We start from the raw sequence: 23,847 nt of genomic DNA on the forward strand, positions 1-23,847 counted from the left end.
ATCAGGCCTGACGCAAATTCTGCGCCGCCCTGACCATGTTCGCGAGTGCCGCGCGGGTCTCCGGCCAGCCGCGGGTTTTCAGTCCGCAGTCCGGGTTGACCCACAGGCGCTCAGCCGGGATCCGCTGGGCGGCTTTTTTCAACAGGCTCTCAATCCACTCCACGCTCGGTACGTTCGGGGAGTGGATGTCGTAGACACCCGGCCCAATTTCGTTTGGATACTCGAACTCTTCAAAGGACTCCAGCAGTTCCATGTCTGAACGCGACGTTTCGATGGTGATTACGTCGGCATCCAGCGCGGCAATCGAATCCATAATGTCGTTAAATTCGCAGTAACACATGTGGGTATGGATCTGCGTGTCGTCTTTCGCGACCGCGGCGTTGAGGCGGAAAGCCTCCACACCCCACTTCAGATAAGCATCCCAGTCACTGCGACGCAGCGGCAAACCTTCGCGTAGCGCCGGTTCATCAATCTGGATGATGCCGATACCCGCCGCTTCCAGATCGGCCACTTCATCACGCAGCGCCAGCGCAATCTGTTTGGCAATGGTTTCACGGGTCACATCTTCACGCGGGAAGGACCAGCAGAGGATCGTCACCGGGCCGGTCAGCATCCCTTTCACCGGTTTGTCGGTCAGGGACTGGGCGAATTTTGCCCACTCTACGGTGATTGCTTGCGGGCGGCTGATGTCACCAATCACCACCGGTGGCTTCACACAGCGGGAGCCATAACTCTGCACCCAACCGTTCTGCGTAAAGACGAAACCGTCCAGATGTTCGCCGAAGTATTCCACCATGTCGTTACGCTCGGCTTCACCGTGTACCAGCACGTCCAGACCTAAACGTTCCTGCTCAACAATCGCCTGTCTGATGTGCTCAGCGATGCCGGTGCGGTAGTGATTCGCATCGAGGTTGCCTTTTTTGAAATCCAGACGCAGGCCGCGGATCTCCGTCGTCTGCGGGAAGGAGCCGATGGTGGTGGTTGGCCACGCTGGCAGGTTGAAGCGGGCACGCTGGGCTTCGGCACGCACCTCATAGGGGCTCTGACGCTGGCTGTCCTGCGCGGTAATGGCCGCCAGACGTTTTTCGACCGCCGGGTTGTGGACGCGTGCCGAATGACGACGCGCCTGAATGGGGGCGCTCCAGTCGGTAATGGCCGTGGTGTCACCGCTATTTAACGCATCACGCAGCAGCGCCAGCTCTTCACATTTTTGCAGCGCAAAGGCAAACCAGCTCTTCACCTCGGGATCAAGGCGGGTTTCCACACTCAGATCGATTGGGCTGTGCAGCAGAGAGCAGGAGGAGGCCACCCATAGCTCACGTTTGCCGACGATATCTTTAATCTGTGCATATTTCTCGCTCAGATCGGCGCGCCAGACGTTACGGCCATTCACCAGTCCGGCCGAAAGCAACCACTCTTCAGGCAGACGTTTGTGCAGTTCGGCCACGTCATCTTTGCCGTGGACCAGGTCAACATGAAGACCCTGAACCGGCAGCGCAGTAATAGTACTCAGGTTCGGCGTCACGCCTTCAAAATAGGTGGTCAGCAATAGCTTCACCTGACCAGTAAGGGCATCGTAAGCGGGTTTAAACGCTTTCAGCCACGCCTGCGGCAGCTCCAGCACCAGCGCAGGCTCATCGATTTGCACCCACTGAATTCCGCGTTTACCCAGTTCAATCAGCACCTGTTTGTAGACCGGCAGAATATCGTTCAGCAGGCTGAGACGGTCAAACTGCTCGCCTTTCACTTTACCCAGCCACAAATACGTTACCGGCCCCAGCAGTACCGGTTTCACCTGGTGGCCCAGCGCCAGCGCTTCATCGACTTCGTCGAGCAACTGGGTCCAGCTCAGTTTGAACTGCTGGCCTTTCACAAATTCCGGCACCATATAGTGATAGTTGGTGTTGAACCACTTGGTCATTTCCGCCGCTGCCGCAGGCTCTCCTGTTGGCGCACGGCCACGGCCAATGCGGAACAGGGTGTCGATATCTACCGATCCATCTTTGTTCTGATGACGAGCCGGCACGTTGCCAAGCAGCAGGCTGGTGGTCAGAACATGGTCGTACCAGGCGAAATCGCCCACGGGCAGCAGGTCAATGCCCGCCTGCTTTTGCTGTTCCCAGTGGCGCGCACGCAGTTCGCGGCCCACTGCCAGCAATTCTTCACGGCCAGAGGTACCTGCCCAGTAACTTTCCTGCGCTTTTTTCAGCTCGCGGCGAAGGCCAACGCGAGGGAAACCGAGAGTGTGATTGCGAATTGTCATGGTGTGTCCCCTGTGAATTTTTGGTATTTAGCCATCCAGATGTTTACACATCCATAATTGGCAGTTACTGTATATTCCTCAAGCGCAAAATGTTCATGGCGAAGTGAAGGACTTTCATGATCGAGATTAAACACCTGAAAACGCTACAAGCGTTGCGAAATTGCGGTTCTCTCGCGGCGGCGGCAGCCACGCTGCACCAGACCCAGTCCGCCCTTTCTCACCAGTTCAGCGATCTGGAACAACGCCTCGGCTTTCGTCTTTTTGTGCGTAAGAGCCAGCCGCTACGCTTTACGCCTCAGGGCGAGATCCTGCTGCAGCTGGCTAATCAGGTGCTGCCGCAAATAGCCAGCGCGCTGCAGTCCTGTAACGAGCCGCAGCAAACCAGGCTGCGTATCGCCATTGAGTGTCACAGCTGTATTCAATGGCTGACACCCGCGCTTGAGAACTTCCGCCAGAGATGGCCGCAGGTGGAGATGGATTTCAAATCCGGCGTGACGTTCGACCCGCAGCCGTCGCTCCAGCAAGGCGAACTGGATCTGGTGATGACCTCAGACATTCTGCCCCGCAGCGGCCTGCACTATTCACCAATGTTTGATTATGAGGTACGTCTGGTGCTGGCTCCGGATCATCCGCTGGCCAGTAAAACGCGTATCACCCCGGAAGATTTAGCCAGTGAAACGCTGCTGATTTACCCGGTACAGCGCAGTCGGCTGGATATCTGGCGTCACTTCCTGCAGCCGGCCGGCATTAGCCCGCAGCTCAAAAGCGTGGATAACACCCTGCTGTTAATTCAGATGGTTGCCGCCAGAATGGGCATCGCGGCGCTGCCACACTGGGTTGTGGAGAGTTTTGAACGCCAGGGTCTGGTTGTCACTAAAACCCTGGGTGAGGGACTATGGAGCCGGCTGTACGCCGCCGTGCGCGATGGCGAGCAGCGTCAGCCGATTACGGAAGCGTTTATTCGCTCTGCGCGGAACCACGCGTGCGATCATCTTCCGTTTGTGCGGAGCGCGGAGCGACCCAACGGCGATGGACCCACAGCGAAGCCAGAATCACTGCTCCCCCAATAAGGAAGCTCGGCCAGTGAGGCTGCTGCTGCCAGATGGCAAGGTTCACCAGCAGCCCTGCAGGCACATGCACGTTGTTCATGATCCCCAGCGTACCGGCGTCTACCTGCGTAGCGCCGTAGTTCCACATGAAGTACCCCAGCCCCGATGCCACCACGCCCAGCCAGACCAGAACGCCCCACTGCAGGGTTGTCGTCGGGAGCTTTTGCGGGTTGCCGAGCATAAACCATGCCGCCACCGCGACGATAGCTGCCCCCATATAGAACCAGGCGAACGCGTTATGCTGTGGCATCGGGCGGGTTTCCATCAGGCGCTTGTACCCGACCATACCGATGGCAAAGCTGAGGTTCGCCAGCTGCACGAACATCAGCCCGGTCCAGAAGTGGTCGCTCACTTTGTCGTAGCGAATAATCGCCGCCCCGATCACCGCCAGCGCCGCGCTCAACAGATATCCCCAGCGCAAACGACGTTTGCTGAGCAAATCGTAAATCAGCGTGATATAGAGCGGCGTAAGCACGGTGAAAAGCAGAAATTCAGAGACAGACAGGTAGACGTAAGCCCGGAAGCTGAACAGGTACATGATGCCGAGCTGCATCGCCCCCACCAGCATGTACAGCAAAATGGTCTTCAGCGATTGCCCGCGTGTACGCAGGAAGGGCAGGAATACCAGCGCCGCCAGCCCCACGCGCATCAGCACCGAGAAGTAGCTGTCGACGTGCCCGGCGAGGTACTCGCCAATCAGGCTAAAAGAGAAGGCCCACAGGATAGTGGTAATAATGAGTAGCGCCACAATGCTTGTCTCTCAGAAAGAAGGACAGGCATTGTAGCGAACTCTTTAGTTGACAACTGAGCAATAAACAATCAAATGAAGATTATTCAAGGAACAGTTTGCGCAGGTATTTTGGTACCGCGTTGTCAGCGTTAGACCCAATCACTTCCAGTTCCGGGTGCAGGTCTTTCAGACGCTGGTGTGCATTCTGCATAATGCAGCCTTTGCCCGCCATAGAGAGCATCTCGGCGTCGTTCATGCCATCACCGAAGGCGATACAGTCTTTCAGTTCGAAGCCCAGACGTTTCGCCACGGCTTCCAGCGCGTGCCCTTTGGAAACACCCCCGGCCATAACTTCCAGACAGGTCAGGGTCGAGAAACTCACGTTGACGCGGTCACCCCAACGCGCATTAATCGCCTGTTCCAGCGGCAGCAACGCTTCGTGGCTTTCGCAGGTAAAGAACACCTTGCTGATCCCTTCCGGCTCCAGCAGGCCTGGCTCGTACAGGGAATAGTTAAATACCGCTTCCTTGAAGAAACGCATTTCATCCGGGCGATGGCGATTCATGAACCAGTCGTCATCGCGATAAACGTTAGTGATAATGTCCGGGTTGTTATGCACTACGCCGAACAGATCGGCGGCAATGTCGCGATCCAGGTTATGCGTAAAGATCAGGTTGCCATCGGTATCGTGCACGCGCGCACCGTTGGAGGTGATCATGTACGATTTGATCTCAAGATTATCGCGGATCTGCCCCACGTCCACGTGGTGGCGGCCGGTGGCAAACACGAAGTTCACTCCGCGGGCGGTCAGAAGCTTTAAGGTCTCTTTCGCGTAAGGCGACAGGGTATGATCGGGCGAAAGCAGCGTGCCATCTAAATCAGATGCAACAACCTGGTACATAGGGATTTCAACCTCTGGTGGTAAAACAACAATCAATTATGCCTGTCGAAAAATTCAACAATGGCGTTGAGCGCGACTGAGCGCATAGCGTCCTTTTCAAAAAGGATCTCATGGTACGCGCCGTTGATGACCAGCGGTTTACCCCCTTCGCAAGGGTGACCGGCGGCAGCGCGGAGTTCACAAAAGCGGTCATGCATGCGGTTATCCACCACACGCTCTTCTTCAGCCTGAATCAGAAGTGTCGGCGTATCATCTTTACCAACACCAGCAAGCACCTGTTCACCGGCAAGGATCCCTTCCCGCACCCAGTGATATGTCGGGCCACCGACGCGCAGGCGCGGTTCATCGGCATAAAAACGCAGGTTACGGCGATAACGCTGCCGGCTATGGGTCAATACGTTGAGGGCAAACGGCAGCGCGCGCCAGCGCCCTGTCCCAATGGCATACCCTTCACGAATGCGCTGATGGCCCTCAGCCCAGTCGAGAATATGGCGCACCATCCAGTCCGGAAAACGCATGACGATGCCATACATCGGCGCGGTAAGCGCAATGGCATCACACTGGTGGTCATAGCGCTGTAAAAACAGCGTCGAAATCGCCCCACCCATGGAGTGCGCCAGAATATAGCGCTTACGCCACGGGCCCGGCTGAACCTCCTGCTGCCAGAAGGCGGCAAGATCGTCGACATAATCGCTGAAGTTATCCACATGACCGCGATGCGTGTCCGACAATAAGCGGCCAGAAAGCCCCTGCCCGCGATGGTCGATAATCAACACATCGAAGCCCAGATGGAACAGGTCATAGGCCAGTTCAGCGTATTTGATGTAGCTCTCGATACGTCCCGGACAGACCACGATCACCCGATCGTTTTTCTCATCATGGAAACGCACAAAGCGTACCGGAACATCGCCAACACCCGTAAACTCATCTTCCTCACGCTGACGCCAGAAATCGGTCAGCGGCCCCATAGAGAAAGCAGCAAATGCGTTTTCTCGTGTTTCCCAGTCCTTTTTCTGCTGAAACATCGGGTTTCCACCCCCGTAAGCCAAGGAATATCGTTTTTTCGTCACCGGTCACAAAATGACGTAACAATAGCGTATTGTGGCATAAAAACAGACAATTCGGGAGTTTCAAATGACCTTCGAGTGGTGGTTCGCTTATCTGCTGACATCCATCATCCTTAGCCTTTCCCCAGGTTCAGGCGCCATTAACACCATGACCACCTCCATCAACCACGGCTATCGCGGTGCCGCAGCATCTATTGCCGGTTTGCAGACCGGTCTGGGCATTCATATCGTGCTGGTGGGCATTGGTCTGGGTACGCTGTTCTCCCGCTCGGTACTGGCCTTTGACGTGCTGAAATGGGCCGGTGCCGCGTACCTGATTTGGCTTGGTATTCAGCAGTGGCGTGCGGCAGGCTCAATTGATCTTAATACGCTCGCCCAGACGCAAACACGCGGGCGCCTGTTTAAACGCGCGGTGTTTGTGAACCTGACCAACCCGAAAAGTATTGTTTTCCTCGCCGCGCTGTTCCCGCAGTTTATCGTCCCGCATCAGCCACAGGTCATGCAGTACGTGGTGCTGGGTGCGACCACCATTGTTGTCGATATCATCGTGATGATTGGTTACGCGACGCTGGCGCAGCGGATTGCGGTGTGGATTAAAGGGCCTAAGCAGATGAAGGCCCTGAACAAAATCTTTGGTTCGCTGTTTATGCTGGTAGGCGCGCTGCTTGCGTCAGCGCGTCATGCTTAGCGAGAAATGATGAGATGAATGCCAAAGCCGGCGAACAACGCGCCGGCGAAGCCGTCAATCCACTTCGCAATACGCTGGTAACCGCGGCGCATCGCCGGTAAGGCAAACAGGCTGGCAACCACGGTAAACCACGCAAAAGTTTCCACCACGATCAGCAGGAAGATGCCCCAACGCGCACCCGCACCCACGTTGTCACCCACAAACAGGGAGAACACGGAGCCGAAATAGATAATCGCTTTTGGGTTCGCCAGGTTGGTGAGCAGCCCTTTAATAAAACTCCGGCCGCCCGTTGCCAGCTCAACTTTCGGCTCTTCCGGCTTTTTCTCTTCTTTCTTCAACGCCCCGCGCAGCATCTGGTAGCCCATCCAGCAAAGGTAAAGCCCCCCGCCAACCATGATGATGTTGTGCAACCAGGCCATCTTCGCCAGAATCAGGTTCAGACCAAGCAGCGCCACGGCCGCCCAGACCATAACGCCCATGGTGATACCCAGTACCCCCATCATCGCTTCTTTGCGGGAGCGGCTGACGGCGGTTTGTGACACGAAGAAAAAGTCAGGGCCCGGGCTCATGAGCGCAACGATGTGCACTAACGCCACGGTAAGAAATAGCATTAACATAATTAACTCGCAGGGAAATAATTAAGTGAGTCACCATCCTGACATTTTTTAGGCTGGCTGACTACTCCTCATCGTCACCGTCGACATGAGCGCGGATAAGCGCCATAAACTCTTTGCCAAAGCGCTCCAGCTTGCGCGTACCAACACCGTTGACGCTGAGCATTTCGCTGGCGCTGAGTGGCGTCTGCTCTGCCATCTCGATAAGCGTCGCGTCGTTGAAGACCACGTAGGGCGGAATGTTCTCTTCATCAGCAATGGCTTTACGGAGCTTGCGCAGTTTGGCAAACAGCTTGCGGTCGTAATTGCCGCCGTACGATTTTTGCATCACCCGCGGCTTCAGGGCGACAACGCGCGGAACCGCGAGCTTCAGTTCGATATCCCCGCGCAGCACCGGACGTGCCGCTTCGGTAAGCTGAAGCGCGGAGTGTTGGGCAATGTTTTGCGTGGCAAAGCCCAGGTGAATCAGCTGACGGATGATGCTCACCCAGTGCTCGTGACTCTGGTCTTTGCCGATACCGTAGACGGGCAGCTTATCGTGTCCCATGTCGCGGATACGCTGGTTATTCGCCCCACGCAACACTTCCACCACGTAGCCCATGCCGAAGCGCTGGTTCACACGATAGATGGTCGAGAGCGCTTTGCGCGCATCCATCAGGCCATCGTATTGCTTTGGTGGGTCAAGACAGATATCGCAGTTGCCGCACGGCTCCTGACGCCCCTCACCAAAGTAGTTGAGCAACACCAGACGGCGGCAGGTTTGCGCTTCGGCAAACGCGCCCATCGCGTTGAGCTTGTGGCGTTCGATATCCTGCAGTTGGCCCTGCGGTTTCTCTTCCAGACAACGGCGCAGCCACGCCATGTCGGCCGGATCGTAAAACAGCATGGCTTCTGCAGGCAGTCCATCACGCCCGGCGCGGCCGGTTTCCTGGTAGTACGATTCGATATTGCGCGGAATGTCGAAGTGTACGACGAAGCGCACGTTCGGCTTGTTGATCCCCATTCCGAACGCCACCGTCGCCACCACAATCTGCAGGTCATCGCGCTGGAATTTCTCCTGCACATCGGCGCGAACCGCGTTTTCCAGCCCGGCATGGTAGGCGGCGGCGCTAAAACCACGGTTCTGCAGGCGCGCGGCCGTGTCTTCCACCTTCGCGCGGCTGTTGCAGTAGATGATGCCGGACTTCCCGCGCTGCTCCTGCACGTAGCGCAGAAGCTGATCCAGCGGCTTGAATTTTTCCATCAGCATGTAGCGGATGTTCGGGCGGTCGAAGCTGCTGACCTGAATCAGCGGATCGTTCAGCCCCAGCAGCCGGACGATATCCTGACGCGTGGTGTCATCTGCCGTCGCGGTGAGCGCCATAAACGGCAGTTCGGGAAAACGCTGACGGAGCTGGCCGAGCGCCGCATATTCCGGGCGGAAATCATGTCCCCACTGGGAGATACAGTGGGCTTCATCCACCGCCAGCAGGACCGGATTCCAGTGCGACAGATGATCGAGGAAGTTATCCAGCATCAGACGTTCCGGCGCGATATACAGCAGGCGAACCTGCCCGGTACGGCAACCAGCCATGACCTCTTGCTGCTGCTCGCGGGTCTGGCTGGAGTTAAGACAGGCCGCCGCCACGCCGTTGGCAAGGAGCTGATCGACCTGATCTTTCATCAGGGAAATAAGAGGCGATACCACGACCGTCAGGCCGTTGAGCACCAGCGCGGGCACCTGATAGCAGAGGGATTTCCCCCCGCCGGTAGGCATGACCACCAGACAATCGCGGCCTTCCAGCACGGTTTCAATGATGGTTTCCTGGCCAGGGCGGAACTGCTGGTAGCCAAAGGTTTCATGCAAAACCTGTTTAGCCAGCGATTCCTGATTCAATACTTCCGCCTGCGCCACGTTAACCCCATTTGCCAGAAATAAAACAGGCGCTATTTTCAGCGCCTGAGAGAGAAACTTCAACGTTTAACGAAAAAACATTCGAGCTGCCTAGAAAATATCGTTCAGCATCACGCCTACACCTACACGGGTCTGGTTGAAGTTGTAATCGATAAGCGACTCGCCGTAACCGCTGTAAACCTGAGTATAGAGGCGAACGTGCTTGCTCACCGGATAACTGAGCCCCAGTTCCGCACCACCGTAACCGGTGTTCCAGTTGTACTGGCCTTTGGCGCTCAGCACCGCGTCACCCAACTGATAGCCGATTTTGAGCTGATAATAACCCATATATTTGGTGATATCCGGGTTGTCGTCGGTATCGCCCACCACAAACCACGGCTTCACTTCCGCCATCCAGTTGCCGTTTTGCGCCATCAATCGCGTATAGGCACGGTTCCAGCTGCGCGAGGTAGGGTCGGAGCGTCCGTTTGAATCGTGGTTAAAGCCCACCTCAATGTCACGCAGCGTCCAGCCCGCGAATTCATAATCGGTCGCAAAACCGAGGAACAGCTGCGGCTCATAGTTGGTTTCACGGAACGGTGAAGATTCGCCACTGTTGGAAAGCTGCCACCAGGATTTCTGCGTGTAAGAGGCGCCGAGCACCGAATTCGGTCCCAGAATGCCGCGCCAGAACGGGAACGCGAGACTTAACTGGAACTTCACTTCGTCTTTACGCGCATTATCGGACCAGTTATAGGAGCTTATCGCCTCTTTGTTGAGATCGCTGGTCTGCGTGTATATCACGTAGTTGGTGTCATACGGATACAGCGTGAACGGATTATCATGTTCCTGAAGAAGGTTCGCGATAATGCTGCCCTGCACGGCAGGTTGATCGTGAACTTCTTTAATCGTCGCTTCCTGGGCATATGCTGTGAGGGGCAGCGCAACCGCCGCCAGTAACCAGGCCAGATACGTCCGCATCGGTGGTGTTCTCCTGCAAAGAGTTAATTAGTTGAATTGTTATGTGGCGGATATTCTACATACTTCTGCGACAACTGCTGCATCCTCGTTTCTGAAAGTGGAATTCCTTATTGCTGAAGCATAAAATCAACATTTTATTAACAATAAGGATGTAATGCCTCATGTCAGCCATGCTTACCGCCGAAGAAGCGTTAAAACTCGTGGGCGAGATTTTTGTTTACCATATGCCGTTTAACCGTGCACTGGGTCTGGAGCTCGAGCGCTACGAGAAAGCGTTTGCCCAGCTCAGCTTCAACAACCAGCCGATGATGGTAGGCAACTGGGCGCAGAGTATTTTGCACGGCGGGGTGATTGCCTCAGCGCTGGATGTGGCGGCGGGCCTGGTCTGTGTGGGCAGTACGCTGACGCGCCATGACACCATCAATGAAGACGAGTTGCGCCAGCGTTTGTCGCGTATGGGCACCATCGATTTACGCGTCGATTACCTGCGTCCCGGGCGCGGAAACCGTTTTACCGCCACCAGCAGCCTGCTGCGCGCGGGGAATAAGGTTGCCGTCGCCCGCGTTGAATTGCATAACGAAGAGCAGGTCTATATCGCCAGCGCAACTGCCACTTATATGGTGGGTTGAAACCCTAAAATCGGGTAAAATTAATTCACTTTTTTGTAACGGATTATCCCGATGGATGCTAAACAAACGCGGCAGGGCGTACTACTCGCCCTTGCCGCTTATTTTATTTGGGGTATCGCACCGGCGTACTTCAAGTTTATCGCTTACGTACCCGCTGACGAGATCCTCACACACCGTGTGATTTGGTCGTTTTTCTTTATGATCGCGCTGATGAGCGTCAGCCGTCAGTGGTCTGGCGTCAAAACGCTGCTGAAAACGCCGAAAAAGGTGTTCCTGCTGGCCCTCTCAGCCGTGCTGATAGGCGGCAACTGGCTGCTCTTTATCTGGGCAGTCAATAACCATCACATGCTCGAAGCGAGCCTGGGCTATTTTATTAATCCCCTGGTCAACATTGTTCTGGGCATGATTTTTCTGGGCGAGCGTTTCCGTCGTATGCAGTGGCTGGCGGTCATCCTCGCTTTTTGCGGCGTGCTGGTCCAACTGTGGACCTTCGGTTCGCTGCCCGTGATCGCTCTGGGCCTGGCGTTCAGCTTTGCGTTTTACGGGCTGGTCCGGAAGAAAATAGCCGTGGAAGCGCAGACCGGGATGCTGTTTGAAACCCTGTGGCTATTGCCGGTCGCGGCGATTTACCTGTTTGGTATTGCCGACAGCGCAACCAGCCATATGGGCAGTAACCCGTTGTCGTTGAATCTGATGCTGATGGCGGCCGGTGTGGTAACCACCATTCCTCTGCTGTGCTTCACCGGTGCCGCAACGCGCCTGCGTCTCTCCACGCTGGGCTTCTTTCAGTACATCGGTCCGACGCTAATGTTCCTGCTGGCAGTAGTGTTTTACGGCGAAGTACCGGGCGCAGATAAGATGGTGACGTTTGCCTTTATCTGGGTGGCGCTGGCGATTTTTGTTGCAGACGCCCTTTATACCCAGCGCAGAACGCGCAAAGGACTGTAAGCGGTGATGAGGCGGGCAGGCACAACGCCACCCGCCTGAAGTTTACAGCCAGTTACGGCGCTTGAAGTAGAGGTACGGCGCCAGCCCGGCGAGGATCATAAAGATAATCGCGCCAGGGTAGCCAAAGCTCCACTTAAGCTCCGGCATAAACTCAAAGTTCATCCCGTAGCTCGAGGCCACCAGCGTTGGTGGCAGGAAGACCACCGAGACCACCGAGAAGATCTTGATGATGCGGTTCTGCTCGATATTGATAAAGCCCATTGCCGCCTGCATCAGGAAGTTGACCTTCTGGAACAACGATTCATTGTGCGGCAGCAGGGATTCGATATCGCGCAGGATCTCACGCGCCTGCTCCAGCTGACCGCCCGGCAGACGCGCCTTACGCACCAGGAAGTTCAGCGCGCGCTGGGTATCCATCAGACACAAACGCACCTTCCAGCCGATATCTTCCAGCTCTGCCAGCGTCGAGAGCGCTTCGTCGTATTCATCGCCCTGATGACCTTCCATGATGACGCGGCTCAGCTTTTCCAGGTCGCTGTAGATGTTTTCAATTTCATCCGCCAGCTGTTCGATTTTGGTTTCAAACAGGTCCAGCAGCAGTTCGTAGGCATTACCGTCGACCATCGCCTGGCTACGGGCGCGCATGCGGTAGAGACGAAACGCAGGCAGCTCACGCTCGCGCAGGGTAAACAGGCGACCGTCACGAATGGTAAACGCCACGGTGGAGTTACCCGCGTGATCGTCGGCGTCTTCAAAGAAGAAGAAGGAGTGAATATGCAGACCGTCTTCATCTTCAAAAAAACGAGCAGATGCTTCGATGTCTTCCAGTTCCGGGCGGGTTGCCAGGCTTTGCCCCAGCTCAGATTGTACGCGAAGGCGCTCATCGTCGTCCGGCTCGACCAGATCCACCCATACGGCATCAATGAGGGGCTGTGACTCTTCGGCTTCAAGCCGAGTCAGTCGGTTATTTTCGAGTTGAAATGCGCTCAACATGACCGGGACTCCCAATGCAAAAAATATCGGACAGTTCGGTGGGCACACAGAAACAAATTGGGTTTCAGACCATTAAACAGCCTGACTCAGCGCGACGGGAATAATGCAGGTCGCTGACAACCACTAAGGCCATCAGCAAGAGGAGATAGCCTTAGGAGTTGTTCCTGGATGACAGGGAATTGAGCCAGTATCTACTGGGTGTGTCCAAGGCGAATGTCCTCTTAGCGTAATCGTGCGCGCATGTTACGCCAGCAGTAATAGTGGCGTCAACACGCAACGGAACGCTGAAGGGCATTAATTGACCTTCAACGTATAAGGCTAGCAGATTATTACAAAATAATGATATTTTTCTGAAAGTTACACAGTTTCCAGCCTGGCGTAGGCTGCCACCAGCCATTTGATACCTTGCCCCTGGAACGCCACCTGCAGGCGGCTGTGCTCGCCGCTACCTTCCAGATTGACGATGGTGCCTTCACCAAACTTAGCATGACGCACGCGCTGACCCAGCTTGTAGCCGGTGTCCGTTTCAGCAATCGGCGAGCCCATACGCTGATGGCTGACCGGGCGGCTGATACTGGCGCGCAGGCGCACCTCTTCCACGCACTCTTCCGGCAGTTCGCCGATAAAGCGCGACGGACGGTGATACACCTCTTTACCGTACAGGCGTCGGGTTTCGGCATAGGTCAGCGTCAGCTTTTGCATCGCGCGCGTCACGCCAACATAGGCCAGACGACGCTCCTCCTCCAGACGCCCACCTTCATCCAGCGACATCTGGCTCGGGAACATCCCCTCTTCCATCCCGACGATAAACACCTGCGGGAACTCCAGACCTTTGGCGGAGTGCAGGGTCATAAGTTGAACCGCATCCTGCCAGGTGTCTGCCTGCCCTTCGCCCGCTTCCAGCGCCGCGTGGGAGAGGAACGCCTGCAGCGGCATCAAATCTTCGTCTTCTTCGTTGTAGCTGAACTGGCGCGTTGCCGTCACCAGTTCCTCTAAGTTCTCAATACGGGTCTGGCCCTTTTCGCCTTTCTCCTGCTCATACATGGTGCGCAGGCCGGAGTCTTTAATCACCCGGTCGGTCTGTACGTGCAGAGGCATATCGGCCGTTTCCTGTGCCAGGGCATCAATCAGCTCCAGGAAGCGTTGTAAGGCGCTGGCTGCACGTCCGGCGAGCGCTTTCTCCTGCAACAGCTCGCGGCACGCCTGCCAGAGTGTCAGCTGGCGATCGCGGGAGGCCTGACGCACCACGTCCAGGGTACGGTCACCGATGCCGCGAGTTGGGGTGTTCACCACGCGCTCAAACGCCGCATCGTCATTACGGTTTGCGATCAGACGCAGATACGAGAGCGCGTCTTTGATCTCCTGACGTTCGAAGAAGCGCATGCCGCCGTAAATGCGGTACGGCATACTCACCTGCAGCAACGCCTCTTCCAGCACGCGCGACTGGGCGTTGCTGCGATAGAGAATGGCACACTGCTCCAGCGCGCCACCGTTGTCCTGCCAGGTTTTAATACGGTTCACCACAAAGCGCGCTTCATCAAGTTCGTTGAATGCGCAGTAGATAGAGATCGGTTCACCGTCAACGCCATCGGTCCACAGCTTTTTACCCAGACGCCCGTTGTTGTTCTCAATCAGGGCGTTGGCGGCGCTCAGAATGTTGCTGGTCGAACGGTAGTTCTGCTCCAGACGGATGGTCTGAGCACCGGGGAAATCATTGAGGAAGCGCTGAATGTTTTCCACCTGCGCCCCACGCCAGCCATAGATGGACTGATCGTCATCACCGACGATCATCACCTTGCCGGTATCACCGGCCAGCAGGCGGATCCATGCATACTGGATGTTGTTGGTATCCTGGAATTCGTCCACCAGAATATTGGTGAAGCGTTCACGATAGTGCTGCAGGATATGCGGTTTGTTGAGCCACAGCTCATGCGCACGCAGCAGCAGCTCAGCAAAGTCCACCAGACCTGCGCGATCGCACGCCTCCTGATAGGCTTTATAAACGTTCTGCCAGGTTTGCTCGACCGGGTTGCCGAAGCTCTGAATATGGTGCGGACGCAGCCCTTCGTCTTTCTGGCCGTTGATGTACCACATTGCCTGACGCGGCGGCCACTGCTTTTCGTCGAGATTCATCGCCTTGATAAGACGCTTCAGCAGACGCAGCTGATCTTCGCTGTCGAGGATCTGGAAATCCTGCGGCAGGTTAGCGTCCATGTGGTGCGCCCGCAGCAGGCGATGCGCCAGACCGTGGAAAGTACCCACCCACATGCCGCCCTGGCTGGTGCCCATCAGCTGTGCGATTCGGTGGCGCATCTCTGCCGCCGCCTTGTTGGTAAACGTCACCGCCATAATGGAATACGGTGAGCAGTTTTCCACGCTCTGCAGCCACGCAATGCGGTGTACCAGCACGCGTGTCTTACCACTGCCCGCCCCAGCCAGCACCAGCATGTTGGTGCGCGAAGCGGCAACCGCGTCACGCTGTTTGTCATTAAGGCTGTCGAGCAGGTAAGAAACGTCCATTGGCACCGTCACGTAATGTCAGGCAGGCGAATGTGATTCCTTCGCCAAAACCCTGTTAATTTATACAGAACAATTGATGATTATATCAGCGTCGTGAGGGATGCCAACCGTGAAATTTCCACGTGCGGCACAAGACGGCTGTCCGGCGTTGTCATCAGGTCAGCGTTTTCCGGCTTGATCCAGCAGGCCTGCATGCCGCAGCGGATCGCCCCGGCCACGTCCGTGGTCAGGTCATCACCCACATGCAACATTTCGCCGAGCGGCAGGTTCAGTTTTTCCGCCGCCAGGTGATACATATCGTTAAACGGTTTCGAGCGCCCGTGCGGGCCCGCGCGCAGCACAAACTCAAAATAATCGCCAAGACCAAACAGCTCAGGCTGGGCATTGCCATTGGTAATCGCCACCAGCGGCCACTTCTCTGCCAGCGCGGCCAGCGTATCGTGGGTCTCCTGTGGCACATCAATACGGCTGCGCCATTTGGCGAAGTTTTCCATGGACGCTTCAGCCCCTATCGCCGCATCACGCGCGCTCATGCCAACATTCAGCATCGCCTGTTCAACCGCACGTCGACGCCATTCGGTCACGTCATGGTAAATGTCCGGCTCGGTCTCCCGCAGGGTCTGACGCAGCTGCTGGAAGTCCTTGTTCTGCATCGTCTTCAGCGCCGGGTGATAGTTCTGCACAAACGTCAGCGACTCCTGCTCGGTACGCAGGATCACCTGGCGGTTATCATAAAGGGTGTCATCAAGGTCAAAGGTAAGGGCTGATATCTGACCCAGTGGGCGGTAAAAACGCATTATTTCCCCCGTTTGGCGCGTGGATGCGCCGCGTCATACACCGAGGCAAGGTGCTGGAAGTCTAAGTGGGTATAAATCTGGGTGGTGGACAAATTCGCGTGGCCGAGCAGTTCCTGCACGCCGCGCAGATCGCCGCTTGATTCAAGCATGTGGGTCGCAAAAGAGTGGCGCAGCTTGTGCGGGTGAACATGGCTGTTCAGCCCCTGCTTAATGCCCCACTCCGCAAAACGCTTCTGCACGTTACGCGCCGAGATCCGCTTGCCGAGTTTCGACAGGAACAGCGCATCTTCTTCCGCGCCAAACAGCCCGCGCAGGTCAAGCCAGTGCTCAATCCAGGCGACAGCGTTGCGACCAATCGGCAGGCGGCGCTCTTTGCTGCCCTTGCCCATCACCCACACTTCGCCGGTATCCAGATCGAGATGTTTTATATCGAGATTGACCAGTTCAGACAGACGCAGTCCGGCACCGTACATCACCTCCAGCATCGCGCGGTCACGCACCGCCAGCGGATCGTTAAGATCGATATCCAGCAGGCGATTGACATCATCGACGTCGATATTTTTAGGCAGATGACGCGGTGCTTTTGGCGTGGCAATGCCTTTCGCCGGGTTGGCTTTAAGGCTGCCCTGGCTCACCAGCCAGTCGAAGAAACTGCGCAGGGCAGAGAGCCTGAGCGCCAGACTCGCCGGACCTAACCCTTTCCTGCGGCTACGCACGACGACGCCACGAACCGTCGCAGCGTCACATTGTTGCCAGCTTTTCAGGCCGATTTCATCGGCAATCTGCATGATGGCATCAAGCTGACGCTGATAGTTCAGCAGCGTTATGGGGCTAAGCTGACGTTCAACCCCCAGGTAGCGCAGAAATCGCGCGACGTCAGTGGCAAGAAGTCCGTCCGTCATACGCGCTCAATCCAGCGCTCCAGCAGCTCAGGCAGCATCAGGGCGATCTCCTGCAACAGGTGCGTACCTTGCCCCTGCTCATAGTGATGCGCGTCGCGACTGGTAAATAACATCACGCCTAAGTCGCCATCGCGCCCCATCAATGACATGGCCACCGAGCCAATCGCTTTGGCTTCTGGCAATACCACCAGCAATTCTGGTCCGTTCAGCGGCCCCAGATAGTGATGTTGATGACCCAGGCGCTGAATACGTAGCGGCTCAAACGCCTGACGGCTCAGCGCCAGATGGGTGAAACCAGACGGTGCACCAATGCGCCAGCGGTCGGGGAAGAGACGAAGGGTTGCGCCTGCAAGCCCCAGTTCTCGCGCCCAGCGGTGGAAACGGCTGAGAAACTCGTCAAGGCTGTGGGCCGAGGCCAGACGCGCCTGCAGATGCAGCAGTCGATAGAACAGGCTTTCGTTATTGTTCGCCTGTTCCATGAGCAGCGTCATGTTCTCTTCAAGCTGATTGATGTGGTTGCGCGCGCGAGCCATGTGCCATTCGACCAGCGACACGGTCCCGCGCACCGGATGCGGCACGCGCATCTGTTCGACAAGACGTGCATTGCGAATAAAAAACGCGGGATTGTTCAGCAGATAATCAACAACAGCACTGTCGTCCAGTTCCGTCACCGTTTCCTGCAGTTCTTCCCCTGGTTGCTTCATAGATGGATAAACCCGTCATAGACATGTACCGCCGGGCCAGTCATAAACAGCGGATGACCCGGTCCTTTCCAGGCGATATCAAGACGACCGCCTGGTAACTCCACGCGAACCTCTTCTGCCAGTAACCCCTGAGCGATGCCGACGGCCACCGCCGCGCAAGCACCGCTTCCGCAGGCCTGGGTTTCGCCCGCGCCGCGTTCATACACCCGCAGACGGATGTGTTCACGCTTCACCACCTGCATAAAACCAATGTTCGCGCGTTCCGGGAAGCGTTCATGGCTTTCCAGCACCGGGCCGAGGGTTTCAACGGCGGCGGTCTCCACATCATCAACCTGAATCACGCAGTGTGGGTTTCCCATCGAGACGACGCCACACAATACTGTCTGCTCGGCCGCACGCATAATATAGGTCTTTTCCGCTTTGTTTGCGCGAAACGGCACGGCGGAAGGTTCAAAGTTCGGCTCGCCCATATTCACGCGAACCAGATCGTCATCGGTGACGCTGAGCACCATGCGACCATTCGCGGTACTGACGCGGATATCGCGCTTGTTCGTCAGCCCTTTCAGGCGGACAAAGCGGGCAAAACAGCGCGCACCGTTGCCGCACTGGGAGACTTCACTGCCGTCAGCGTTAAAAATACGGTAGTGGAAATCGAGGTCAGGATCGTACGGCGGCTCAACCACCAGCAGCTGATCGAACCCCACGCCCAGATGCCGATCCGCCAGACGGCGGATCAGTTCCGGGGAGAAAAAGACATTCTGCGTTACCGCGTCGACGACCATAAAATCGTTGCCAAGGCCATGCATCTTAGAGAACTGCATCATTCGCTCCATTGCGCGGGTACAGAACGTAATCGTCAGAGATTAACCTGAGTCGGACCACCATTATTGCCACGATCGTTCGTGTCTGGCGTGGAAGACTCAATACCGCTTTGCACAGGTTTCGTCGGCGGCGGCGCCGTTTTATCCGCTGGCGGGAAGTAAAGCGGTCCCTTCAGTCCACAGCCCGTCAGACTAAACAGCGTGATGAGAACGGCAAGCGTTCGGAAAACGTTTTTCATTATAAAGTTGCCCGTAAGTTCAAATCTGTTTCTATCATCGCAGGAGAAGACACAAAAGCAAGAGTTTGCCGCTTTCCTGCAACGGGAATTATTTAGCGTTATACTGCCGGCATCACGAAAAACAGGAACAAAACCATGAACGACAGTGAATTCCATCGCCTTGCAGACACCTTATGGATGACCATCGAAGAGCGGCTTGACGACTGGGACGGCGACAGCGATATCGATTGTGAGATCAACGGCGGCATTCTGACCCTGAGCTTCGAAAACGGCAGCAAAATTATTATTAACCGCCAGGAGCCGCTTCACCAGGTCTGGCTGGCCGCCAAACAGGGTGGCTACCATTTCGATCTGAAAGAGGGCGAATGGGTGTGTGACCGTAGCGGCGAAACGTTCTGGGATCTGCTGGAACAGGCGGCGACCGCGCAGGCAGGCGAAGACGTGCGTTTTCGTTGAGTCTGTTTTGCCCGGTGGTGCACTGCATACCGGGCAAAAACTGTCAGGAGAAATACTGCTGCAACAGCGGGGTAGTGTCCTGGCTGGCGGGAACCGCTGGCGTAACGGCCTGCGTACGGAACGGAATCACCTGCGAACGTCCGTCTACATTCACAATCTGGTAGAACTGCGGTAGGTTAAAGTTGATGAAGCTGGAGCCGTAGGTAAAGCGGTCATGTGAGGACGAATAGAAGCGGCTGACGTCGCGCACCAGTTCCTCTTTACTGCCTTCACAGTGGTGATAAACCTCAGCGCGGTTCGTCTCATCCAGGATGTAGATGTTGAAACCGGCGTCGTCACCCGACTCTTCAAAGAAGAACTGAATAATCCCTTCGCTCGCAAAGCCATCCACGACCTGTGGCAGTTTCACGTGGTTGGTTTCTACCTGCACTGACAGGCCATGCAGCTTGTTGTGCGAAATGGCGCCGTAGAACTCGATGGCGTTTTCCAGCTTCTGTACTGAAACATTCAGGCGCTCGAAGAACAGGCCCCAGGTCTGTCCGGAGACGCGCAGCGCTTTAAAGCGACCGGTTTCCTGACGGGTACTGGAGAGGCGCAGTTCGATGCACTCTGAAACCAGCTGCTGCACGCGGGTACGGATCAGACCGCGCAGATGCTGGCTATAGCAGAACACCTCAACGCTGTCCGGCGGTGCAGCGTCCTGATGCATCTTGCCGAGAATCGTTTTCAGCGCTTCGATCATCGCTTGCTCGCCGTTGAAGTGCAGAGTACGCACTTCGTTCCACGAGTTGCGGTACAGCAGGTCTACGCTGCCCACCAGGCAGTTTTGCTGCTCGCCAAAGCTAAAGACATCCAGCTTGCGGAAATCAAAATGGACCACCTGATTGCGGAAGGCCGCCGTCGGGTCATATTCCAGGTTGACGATGATCGCCAGATGGCGAATTTCACACGGGCTGTAGAGCGCTTTTGGCGTCGGCGCCGGCAGACGCAGCGGGAAGTGGTGGGAGACATCCGCCACCATCTCCTGCAGTTTGGCTAAATCGACAACCTCGTTGCCTTTGATAAACAGCCGGGTACGCGAGGTCAGCAGGCCGTTGAACCAGGCCCAGGCCACCAGCTTGTTCAGGTAGCGGTTATATTCCAGCGGCTGATGGCTGATGATCGAGTCCATGCTTGGCGCACGGTTGTACAGGTACCACCCGGTGCGGTTTGCGCGGCCCGGCGGCACATAGATAAAGGTCAGGTTCGGTTCTGACAGGTCCGGTGAAATCTGCGGGTTAACCAGCGTGACTTTACCCGGCAACGCTTCAAACGCCGCATACAGTTTACGCGTCAACACCCCGATATCCTGCGGGCTGGCGGAAACGCTGAGATTGTTACGACGCGCAAAGCGGATAAGGTTGCGGTAGCTTTGCATCATGGCATCGAGCAGTTCGTTGTGCGCTTCACGCACCTGATCGATTTTCCAGTTGGCGCGGTTATCAAGCATCGACAGACGTTCTTCGTCCCATCCCCACTCTTTAACCAACTGACTGACCACTTCACGACGCCAGCCCACGCATGCGCGTTCGCGGCTGAGTTTTTCACAGACTTTGAGGTAGAAACATCGACGCACCAGATCGAGACGCGTGGTGTCATCAATGGCTTTCAGGTATTCGGTGACGCGTTCAAGCATCATGCAGTAAGCATCAAGCCCGTAGGAGACAATTTCTCCGTCGTGCAGACGCTGTTTGATATCTTTCGCCAGCAAACGCGGCGTGGGGTATTCCCAGGAATAGGCTTCCAGCAGCAGGGTTTTCAGCACGGCCTTATACGGCGAATCAATGCTTTTATAGAGCTGCCAGAGGCTCGCGCCAAAGTACTCTTCGGCGGAAAGCGAACTGAGGCCACCCAGATCCAGCCATTCATTTGGTGTCAGCACTCCCTGGGAGTACAACGACATTACGTAATCGTCGTAATGCTCTTCTTCGTCGCACGGCACCATATTCCACAGAATACGCTTACCGGCCAGGCGAACGGCAGTACGGTAAAACTCGTCCAGCAGTAAGATGTGCTGGGTTGAGCCGCAGTCTTCACCACCCAGACTGCCACTTTCGTTATGACGGAAACGGTTTTCATCAATCAGGAAGAAACTGACTTCTACGCCAAGCGACGCGGCCCAGCTTTCCAGCAGGCTGCACTTTCGTTGCAGCAGCTGACGCTCGTCGTTATCGAGCCAGGACTGATGACAGACCCAGATGTCCAGGTCCGAAGAACAGCTTTGCCCAACCGAGGAGGTGCTGCCCATGGTGTAAACGCCTGTAATCGGCAGTTCACCTTTCGGTGATTCCTGCGGCGGCATGCCACGGTAGAGTTCAAGTTCGGTCAGGTAGTGTTGTTGGGTTTCATCAGGCGTGAAAAGACAGATGCCTCTGGGAACGTTACCGTCAAGGTAGCCAGGCATCAGCGGATGGTGATAGTGCAATAATGTCGGCAGAAGACTGTATACCTGCTGGAAAGCAGGGCCCATAGCAGCAAGCGCGCGATCGACACGCAGTTGGTTTATGGCATCCAGTCTCTGTTTCAGAGTCTCAATATAGAGGTACAAGACGTATCGCCTGATGTTTCCGGGTGTCGCACGCTATTCAAAACAGAAATAACAGCGGACCCGCAGTATTACAAAAAGAGAACCGTTACCTTTTTTCGCCCTTATCATTATGGTGGTACCGACGAAAAAATGGTCTAAAACGTGATCAATTTAACACCTTGCCGGTTGACCGTAAAGAAAGATGCGCTACATACAGTGTAGCACCGTTCTGTACGTGTAAATTCCTTAATACGGCTGTGGCTGACGAGAACCCCGCCCTGTCCCTCTCTTCTTCATCACCGTAAAACTGCCATCCCAGAGTCAACAATGTTAGGATGGTTAGCGATTGATAATGACGGTAACAAGCATGTTAGACAATGTTTTGAGAATTGCCACACGCCAAAGCCCTCTTGCGCTCTGGCAGGCACATTATGTTAAGCAGCGCCTTGAAGCCTGCCACAGTGGATTGTGCGTCGAGCTGGTGCCGATGGTCACGCGCGGTGACGTGATCCTTGATACGCCACTGGCTAAAGTGGGCGGCAAGGGCCTGTTTGTCAAAGAACTGGAACTGGCATTGCTTGAGAACCGCGCCGATATCGCCGTACATTCGATGAAAGATGTGCCCGTCGAGTTCCCGGAAGGGCTGGGGCTGGTGACCATTTGCGAGCGTGAAGATCCGCGCGATGCGTTTGTCTCCAATCACTATGATTCGCTCGATGCGTTGCCAGAAGGCAGCGTGGTTGGCACGTCCAGTTTACGTCGTCAGTGTCAGCTGGCAGAACGTCGTCCGGACCTGATCATTCGTTCGCTGCGCGGTAACGTTGGTACGCGTCTGAGCAAGCTGGATAACGGCGATTACGATGCCATTATTCTCGCGGTTGCGGGTCTGAAGCGCCTGGGGCTGACGTCGCGCATTCGCGTCGCGTTGCCACCTGAGCTGTCGCTGCCGGCCGTGGGTCAGGGTGCCGTCGGCATTGAATGCCGTCTGGATGATGAGCGTACCCGCGCGCTGCTTGCCCCGCTGAACCATGATGAGACCGCTATCCGCGTTAACGCCGAGCGCGCCATGAACACCCGCCTCGAAGGAGGGTGTCAGGTGCCGATTGGCAGCTATGCTGAATTAATTAACGGTGAACTGTGGCTGCGAGCGCTGGTTGGCGCACCGGACGGTTCACAGATGGTCCGCGGCGAACGTCGCGGTAAAGCGCAAGATGCCGAACAGCTTGGCGTGTCGCTGGCAGAAGAGCTGCTGGATAACGGCGCCCGCGAGATCCTGGCTGAGGTGTATAATGGAGAGCCCCCTGCATGAGTATTCTTGTCACCCGCCCTTCTCCCGCAGGAGAGCAGTTAGTGAGCCGTCTGCGCGCACTGGGGCAGGTGGCCTGGAGTTTTCCGCTCATTGAATTCTCCCCCGGTCGGGAGCTGTCCGCGCTTGCCGACCATATGAATACCCTCCAGCAGGGCGACTTGCTGTTTGCGCTGTCGCAACATGCGGTGGAATTTGCCCAGGCGCAGCTACAACAGCAGGGGCTTAACTGGCCAACCGCCCCTCACTATTTTGCGATTGGTCGTACAACGGCACTGGCGTTGCATACCGTAAGCGGAACAGACGTTCGTTACCCGTTAGATCGGGAAATCAGCGAAGTCTTGCTACAATTACCTGAATTACAAACTATTGCCGGAAAGCGTGCACTCATTTTACGCGGTAACGGCGGGCGCGAACTGTTGGGCGAAACGCTGCGGGAACGCGGGGCTGAGGTCACGTTCTGCGAATGCTATCAGCGTTGTGCAAAACATTACGATGGTGCGGAAGAGGCGATGCGCTGGCATATGCGCGGTATTACGACCCTGGTGGTGACCAGCGGCGAAATGCTGCAGCAGCTCTGGTCGCTGGTGCCCCTTTGGTATCGTGAAAACTGGTTACTCCACTGCCGGCTTCTGGTCGTCAGTGAGCGTCTGGCGAACCAGGCCCGGGAACTGGGCTGGCAAGATATTCGGATCGCTGATAACGCTGACAACGATGCGCTGCTGCGCGCATTACAATAA

At 56.1% G+C, this 23,847-nt stretch carries 23 protein-coding genes; 7 read left to right on the top strand and 16 right to left on the bottom strand.

Translation table 11 applies throughout. The annotated features are described in order from the left end of the window. Window position 1: 1 nt before the first annotated feature. The gene (gene metE / locus BJP35_RS04550) at window positions 2-2,263 is read right to left on the bottom strand and encodes a 5-methyltetrahydropteroyltriglutamate--homocysteine S-methyltransferase (RefSeq protein ID WP_086462928.1); all 2,262 of its coding nucleotides are present in this window, start codon (window positions 2,261-2,263) and stop codon (window positions 2-4) included. 116 nt (window positions 2,264-2,379) lie between these two features. Here metE and metR point away from each other — a divergent pair, with 116 nt between their 5' ends. Continuing rightward, window positions 2,380-3,333, top strand: a complete 954-nt coding sequence (metR, locus tag BJP35_RS04555; protein ID WP_014172120.1) for an HTH-type transcriptional regulator MetR — start codon at window positions 2,380-2,382, stop codon at window positions 3,331-3,333. Here metR and BJP35_RS04560 read toward each other — a convergent pair. The 3 genes from BJP35_RS04560 to pldB form a co-directional block, all read right to left on the bottom strand. Beyond that, complete coding sequence (locus BJP35_RS04560) at window positions 3,221-4,120, bottom strand: carboxylate/amino acid/amine transporter (RefSeq protein WP_020882877.1); 900 nt, start codon at window positions 4,118-4,120, stop codon at window positions 3,221-3,223. The genes metR and BJP35_RS04560 overlap by 113 nt on opposite strands. 82 nt (window positions 4,121-4,202) lie before the next feature. After that, entirely contained in the window at window positions 4,203-5,003 is an 801-nt protein-coding gene (gene yigL, locus BJP35_RS04565) for a sugar/pyridoxal phosphate phosphatase YigL (RefSeq protein ID WP_020882878.1), read from the bottom strand. 32 nt (window positions 5,004-5,035) lie between these two features. After that, window positions 5,036-6,028, bottom strand: a complete 993-nt coding sequence (gene pldB, locus BJP35_RS04570) for a lysophospholipase L2 (RefSeq protein ID WP_020882879.1) — start codon at window positions 6,026-6,028, stop codon at window positions 5,036-5,038. Between the two features lie 109 nt (window positions 6,029-6,137). Between pldB and rhtB the strand changes: the two genes are divergently transcribed. Continuing rightward, complete coding sequence (gene rhtB / locus BJP35_RS04575) at window positions 6,138-6,758, top strand: homoserine/homoserine lactone efflux protein (protein WP_014172125.1); 621 nt, start codon at window positions 6,138-6,140, stop codon at window positions 6,756-6,758. On the opposite strand, the gene rhtC is transcribed toward rhtB, so the two are convergent. From rhtC to pldA, 3 genes are all read right to left on the bottom strand, one after another. After that, window positions 6,755-7,375, bottom strand: a complete 621-nt coding sequence (gene rhtC / locus BJP35_RS04580) for a threonine export protein RhtC (RefSeq protein ID WP_014172126.1) — start codon at window positions 7,373-7,375, stop codon at window positions 6,755-6,757. The two genes, rhtB and rhtC, sit on opposite strands and share 4 nt — an antisense overlap. Before the next feature lie 61 nt (window positions 7,376-7,436). After that, complete coding sequence (gene recQ / locus BJP35_RS04585) at window positions 7,437-9,266, bottom strand: ATP-dependent DNA helicase RecQ (RefSeq protein ID WP_025202782.1); 1,830 nt, start codon at window positions 9,264-9,266, stop codon at window positions 7,437-7,439. 90 nt (window positions 9,267-9,356) lie between these two features. Continuing rightward, the gene (gene pldA, locus BJP35_RS04590) at window positions 9,357-10,226 is read right to left on the bottom strand and encodes a phospholipase A (protein ID WP_020882880.1); all 870 of its coding nucleotides are present in this window, start codon (window positions 10,224-10,226) and stop codon (window positions 9,357-9,359) included. A gap of 161 nt (window positions 10,227-10,387) precedes the next feature. Between pldA and yigI the strand changes: the two genes are divergently transcribed. Together yigI and rarD are read left to right on the top strand one after the other, a co-directional pair. Next, on the top strand, window positions 10,388-10,855 hold the full coding sequence (gene yigI, locus BJP35_RS04595; protein WP_014172129.1) for an acyl-CoA thioesterase YigI: 468 nt from the start codon (window positions 10,388-10,390) through the stop codon (window positions 10,853-10,855). 51 nt (window positions 10,856-10,906) lie between these two features. Next, entirely contained in the window at window positions 10,907-11,803 is an 897-nt protein-coding gene (rarD, locus tag BJP35_RS04600; protein WP_014172130.1) for an EamA family transporter RarD, read from the top strand. Between the two features lie 42 nt (window positions 11,804-11,845). Here rarD and corA read toward each other — a convergent pair whose 3' ends face one another. From corA to BJP35_RS04640, 8 genes are all read right to left on the bottom strand, one after another. Next, entirely contained in the window at window positions 11,846-12,796 is a 951-nt protein-coding gene (corA, locus tag BJP35_RS04605; protein ID WP_020882881.1) for a magnesium/cobalt transporter CorA, read from the bottom strand. A gap of 151 nt (window positions 12,797-12,947) precedes the next feature. Further along, window positions 12,948-13,004, bottom strand: a complete 57-nt coding sequence (ysgD, locus tag BJP35_RS24520; protein WP_212743980.1) for a YsgD/CorL family protein — start codon at window positions 13,002-13,004, stop codon at window positions 12,948-12,950. Between the two features lie 149 nt (window positions 13,005-13,153). Next, window positions 13,154-15,316 (bottom strand): DNA helicase II, encoded by a 2,163-nt coding sequence (uvrD, locus tag BJP35_RS04615; protein WP_020882882.1) that lies wholly within the window; start codon window positions 15,314-15,316, stop codon window positions 13,154-13,156. An 80-nt stretch (window positions 15,317-15,396) separates the two neighbouring features. Beyond that, window positions 15,397-16,113 carry a 5-amino-6-(5-phospho-D-ribitylamino)uracil phosphatase YigB gene (gene yigB / locus BJP35_RS04620; RefSeq protein ID WP_047742263.1) on the bottom strand — a complete coding sequence of 239 codons (717 nt, stop codon included), beginning with the start codon at window positions 16,111-16,113 and terminating at the stop codon, window positions 15,397-15,399. Then, a complete protein-coding gene (xerC, locus tag BJP35_RS04625; protein WP_014172134.1) occupies window positions 16,113-17,015 on the bottom strand; it encodes a tyrosine recombinase XerC in 903 nt (300 codons plus the stop codon). Before xerC ends, yigB begins: the two co-directional genes overlap by 1 nt. Next, window positions 17,012-17,719 carry a DUF484 domain-containing protein gene (locus tag BJP35_RS04630; RefSeq protein ID WP_014172135.1) on the bottom strand — a complete coding sequence of 236 codons (708 nt, stop codon included), beginning with the start codon at window positions 17,717-17,719 and terminating at the stop codon, window positions 17,012-17,014. The genes xerC and BJP35_RS04630 overlap by 4 nt, the downstream gene beginning before the upstream one ends. Then, the gene (dapF, locus tag BJP35_RS04635; RefSeq protein ID WP_020882883.1) at window positions 17,716-18,540 is read right to left on the bottom strand and encodes a diaminopimelate epimerase; all 825 of its coding nucleotides are present in this window, start codon (window positions 18,538-18,540) and stop codon (window positions 17,716-17,718) included. The genes BJP35_RS04630 and dapF overlap by 4 nt, the downstream gene beginning before the upstream one ends. A 35-nt stretch (window positions 18,541-18,575) precedes the next feature. Next, on the bottom strand, window positions 18,576-18,779 hold the full coding sequence (locus BJP35_RS04640; RefSeq protein WP_025202779.1) for a lipoprotein: 204 nt from the start codon (window positions 18,777-18,779) through the stop codon (window positions 18,576-18,578). A 135-nt stretch (window positions 18,780-18,914) separates the two neighbouring features. Here BJP35_RS04640 and cyaY point away from each other — a divergent pair, with 135 nt between their 5' ends. Beyond that, window positions 18,915-19,235, top strand: coding sequence for an iron donor protein CyaY (gene cyaY, locus BJP35_RS04645; RefSeq protein ID WP_014172137.1), 321 nt, complete (start codon window positions 18,915-18,917; stop codon window positions 19,233-19,235). Window positions 19,236-19,278: 43 nt separating this feature from the next. Here cyaY and cyaA read toward each other — a convergent pair whose 3' ends face one another. Next, complete coding sequence (gene cyaA, locus BJP35_RS04650) at window positions 19,279-21,822, bottom strand: class I adenylate cyclase (RefSeq protein ID WP_014172138.1); 2,544 nt, start codon at window positions 21,820-21,822, stop codon at window positions 19,279-19,281. A 346-nt stretch (window positions 21,823-22,168) separates the two neighbouring features. On the opposite strand from cyaA, the gene hemC reads away from it, so the two are divergent. Both hemC and hemD read left to right on the top strand, forming a co-directional pair. Next, window positions 22,169-23,110, top strand: coding sequence for a hydroxymethylbilane synthase (gene hemC / locus BJP35_RS04660; protein ID WP_032669623.1), 942 nt, complete (start codon window positions 22,169-22,171; stop codon window positions 23,108-23,110). Further along, window positions 23,107-23,847 (top strand): uroporphyrinogen-III synthase, encoded by a 741-nt coding sequence (hemD, locus tag BJP35_RS04665; RefSeq protein WP_014172140.1) that lies wholly within the window; start codon window positions 23,107-23,109, stop codon window positions 23,845-23,847. The genes hemC and hemD overlap by 4 nt, the downstream gene beginning before the upstream one ends.

The sequence above is a fragment of the Enterobacter sp. J49 genome, from assembly GCF_002148625.1.
GTDB lineage: Bacteria > Pseudomonadota > Gammaproteobacteria > Enterobacterales > Enterobacteriaceae > Enterobacter > Enterobacter ludwigii.

Bases quoted from the DNA above. Each gene is read 5' to 3' on its own strand.
- metE (WP_086462928.1), bottom strand. From the start codon at position 2,263: ATGACAATTCGCAATCACACTCTCGGTTTCCCTCGCGTTGGCCTTCGC.
- metR (WP_014172120.1), top strand. From the start codon at position 2,380: ATGATCGAGATTAAACACCTGAAAACGCTACAAGCGTTGCGAAATTGC.
- yigL (WP_020882878.1), bottom strand. From the start codon at position 5,003: ATGTACCAGGTTGTTGCATCTGATTTAGATGGCACGCTGCTTTCGCCC.
- pldB (WP_020882879.1), bottom strand. From the start codon at position 6,028: ATGTTTCAGCAGAAAAAGGACTGGGAAACACGAGAAAACGCATTTGCT.
- rhtB (WP_014172125.1), top strand. From the start codon at position 6,138: ATGACCTTCGAGTGGTGGTTCGCTTATCTGCTGACATCCATCATCCTT.
- rhtC (WP_014172126.1), bottom strand. From the start codon at position 7,375: ATGTTAATGCTATTTCTTACCGTGGCGTTAGTGCACATCGTTGCGCTC.
- pldA (WP_020882880.1), bottom strand. From the start codon at position 10,226: ATGCGGACGTATCTGGCCTGGTTACTGGCGGCGGTTGCGCTGCCCCTC.
- yigI (WP_014172129.1), top strand. From the start codon at position 10,388: ATGTCAGCCATGCTTACCGCCGAAGAAGCGTTAAAACTCGTGGGCGAG.
- rarD (WP_014172130.1), top strand. From the start codon at position 10,907: ATGGATGCTAAACAAACGCGGCAGGGCGTACTACTCGCCCTTGCCGCT.
- corA (WP_020882881.1), bottom strand. From the start codon at position 12,796: ATGTTGAGCGCATTTCAACTCGAAAATAACCGACTGACTCGGCTTGAA.
- uvrD (WP_020882882.1), bottom strand. From the start codon at position 15,316: ATGGACGTTTCTTACCTGCTCGACAGCCTTAATGACAAACAGCGTGAC.
- yigB (WP_047742263.1), bottom strand. From the start codon at position 16,113: ATGCGTTTTTACCGCCCACTGGGTCAGATATCAGCCCTTACCTTTGAC.
- xerC (WP_014172134.1), bottom strand. From the start codon at position 17,015: ATGACGGACGGACTTCTTGCCACTGACGTCGCGCGATTTCTGCGCTAC.
- BJP35_RS04630 (WP_014172135.1), bottom strand. From the start codon at position 17,719: ATGAAGCAACCAGGGGAAGAACTGCAGGAAACGGTGACGGAACTGGAC.
- dapF (WP_020882883.1), bottom strand. From the start codon at position 18,540: ATGCAGTTCTCTAAGATGCATGGCCTTGGCAACGATTTTATGGTCGTC.
- BJP35_RS04640 (WP_025202779.1), bottom strand. From the start codon at position 18,779: ATGAAAAACGTTTTCCGAACGCTTGCCGTTCTCATCACGCTGTTTAGT.
- cyaY (WP_014172137.1), top strand. From the start codon at position 18,915: ATGAACGACAGTGAATTCCATCGCCTTGCAGACACCTTATGGATGACC.
- hemC (WP_032669623.1), top strand. From the start codon at position 22,169: ATGTTAGACAATGTTTTGAGAATTGCCACACGCCAAAGCCCTCTTGCG.
- hemD (WP_014172140.1), top strand. From the start codon at position 23,107: ATGAGTATTCTTGTCACCCGCCCTTCTCCCGCAGGAGAGCAGTTAGTG.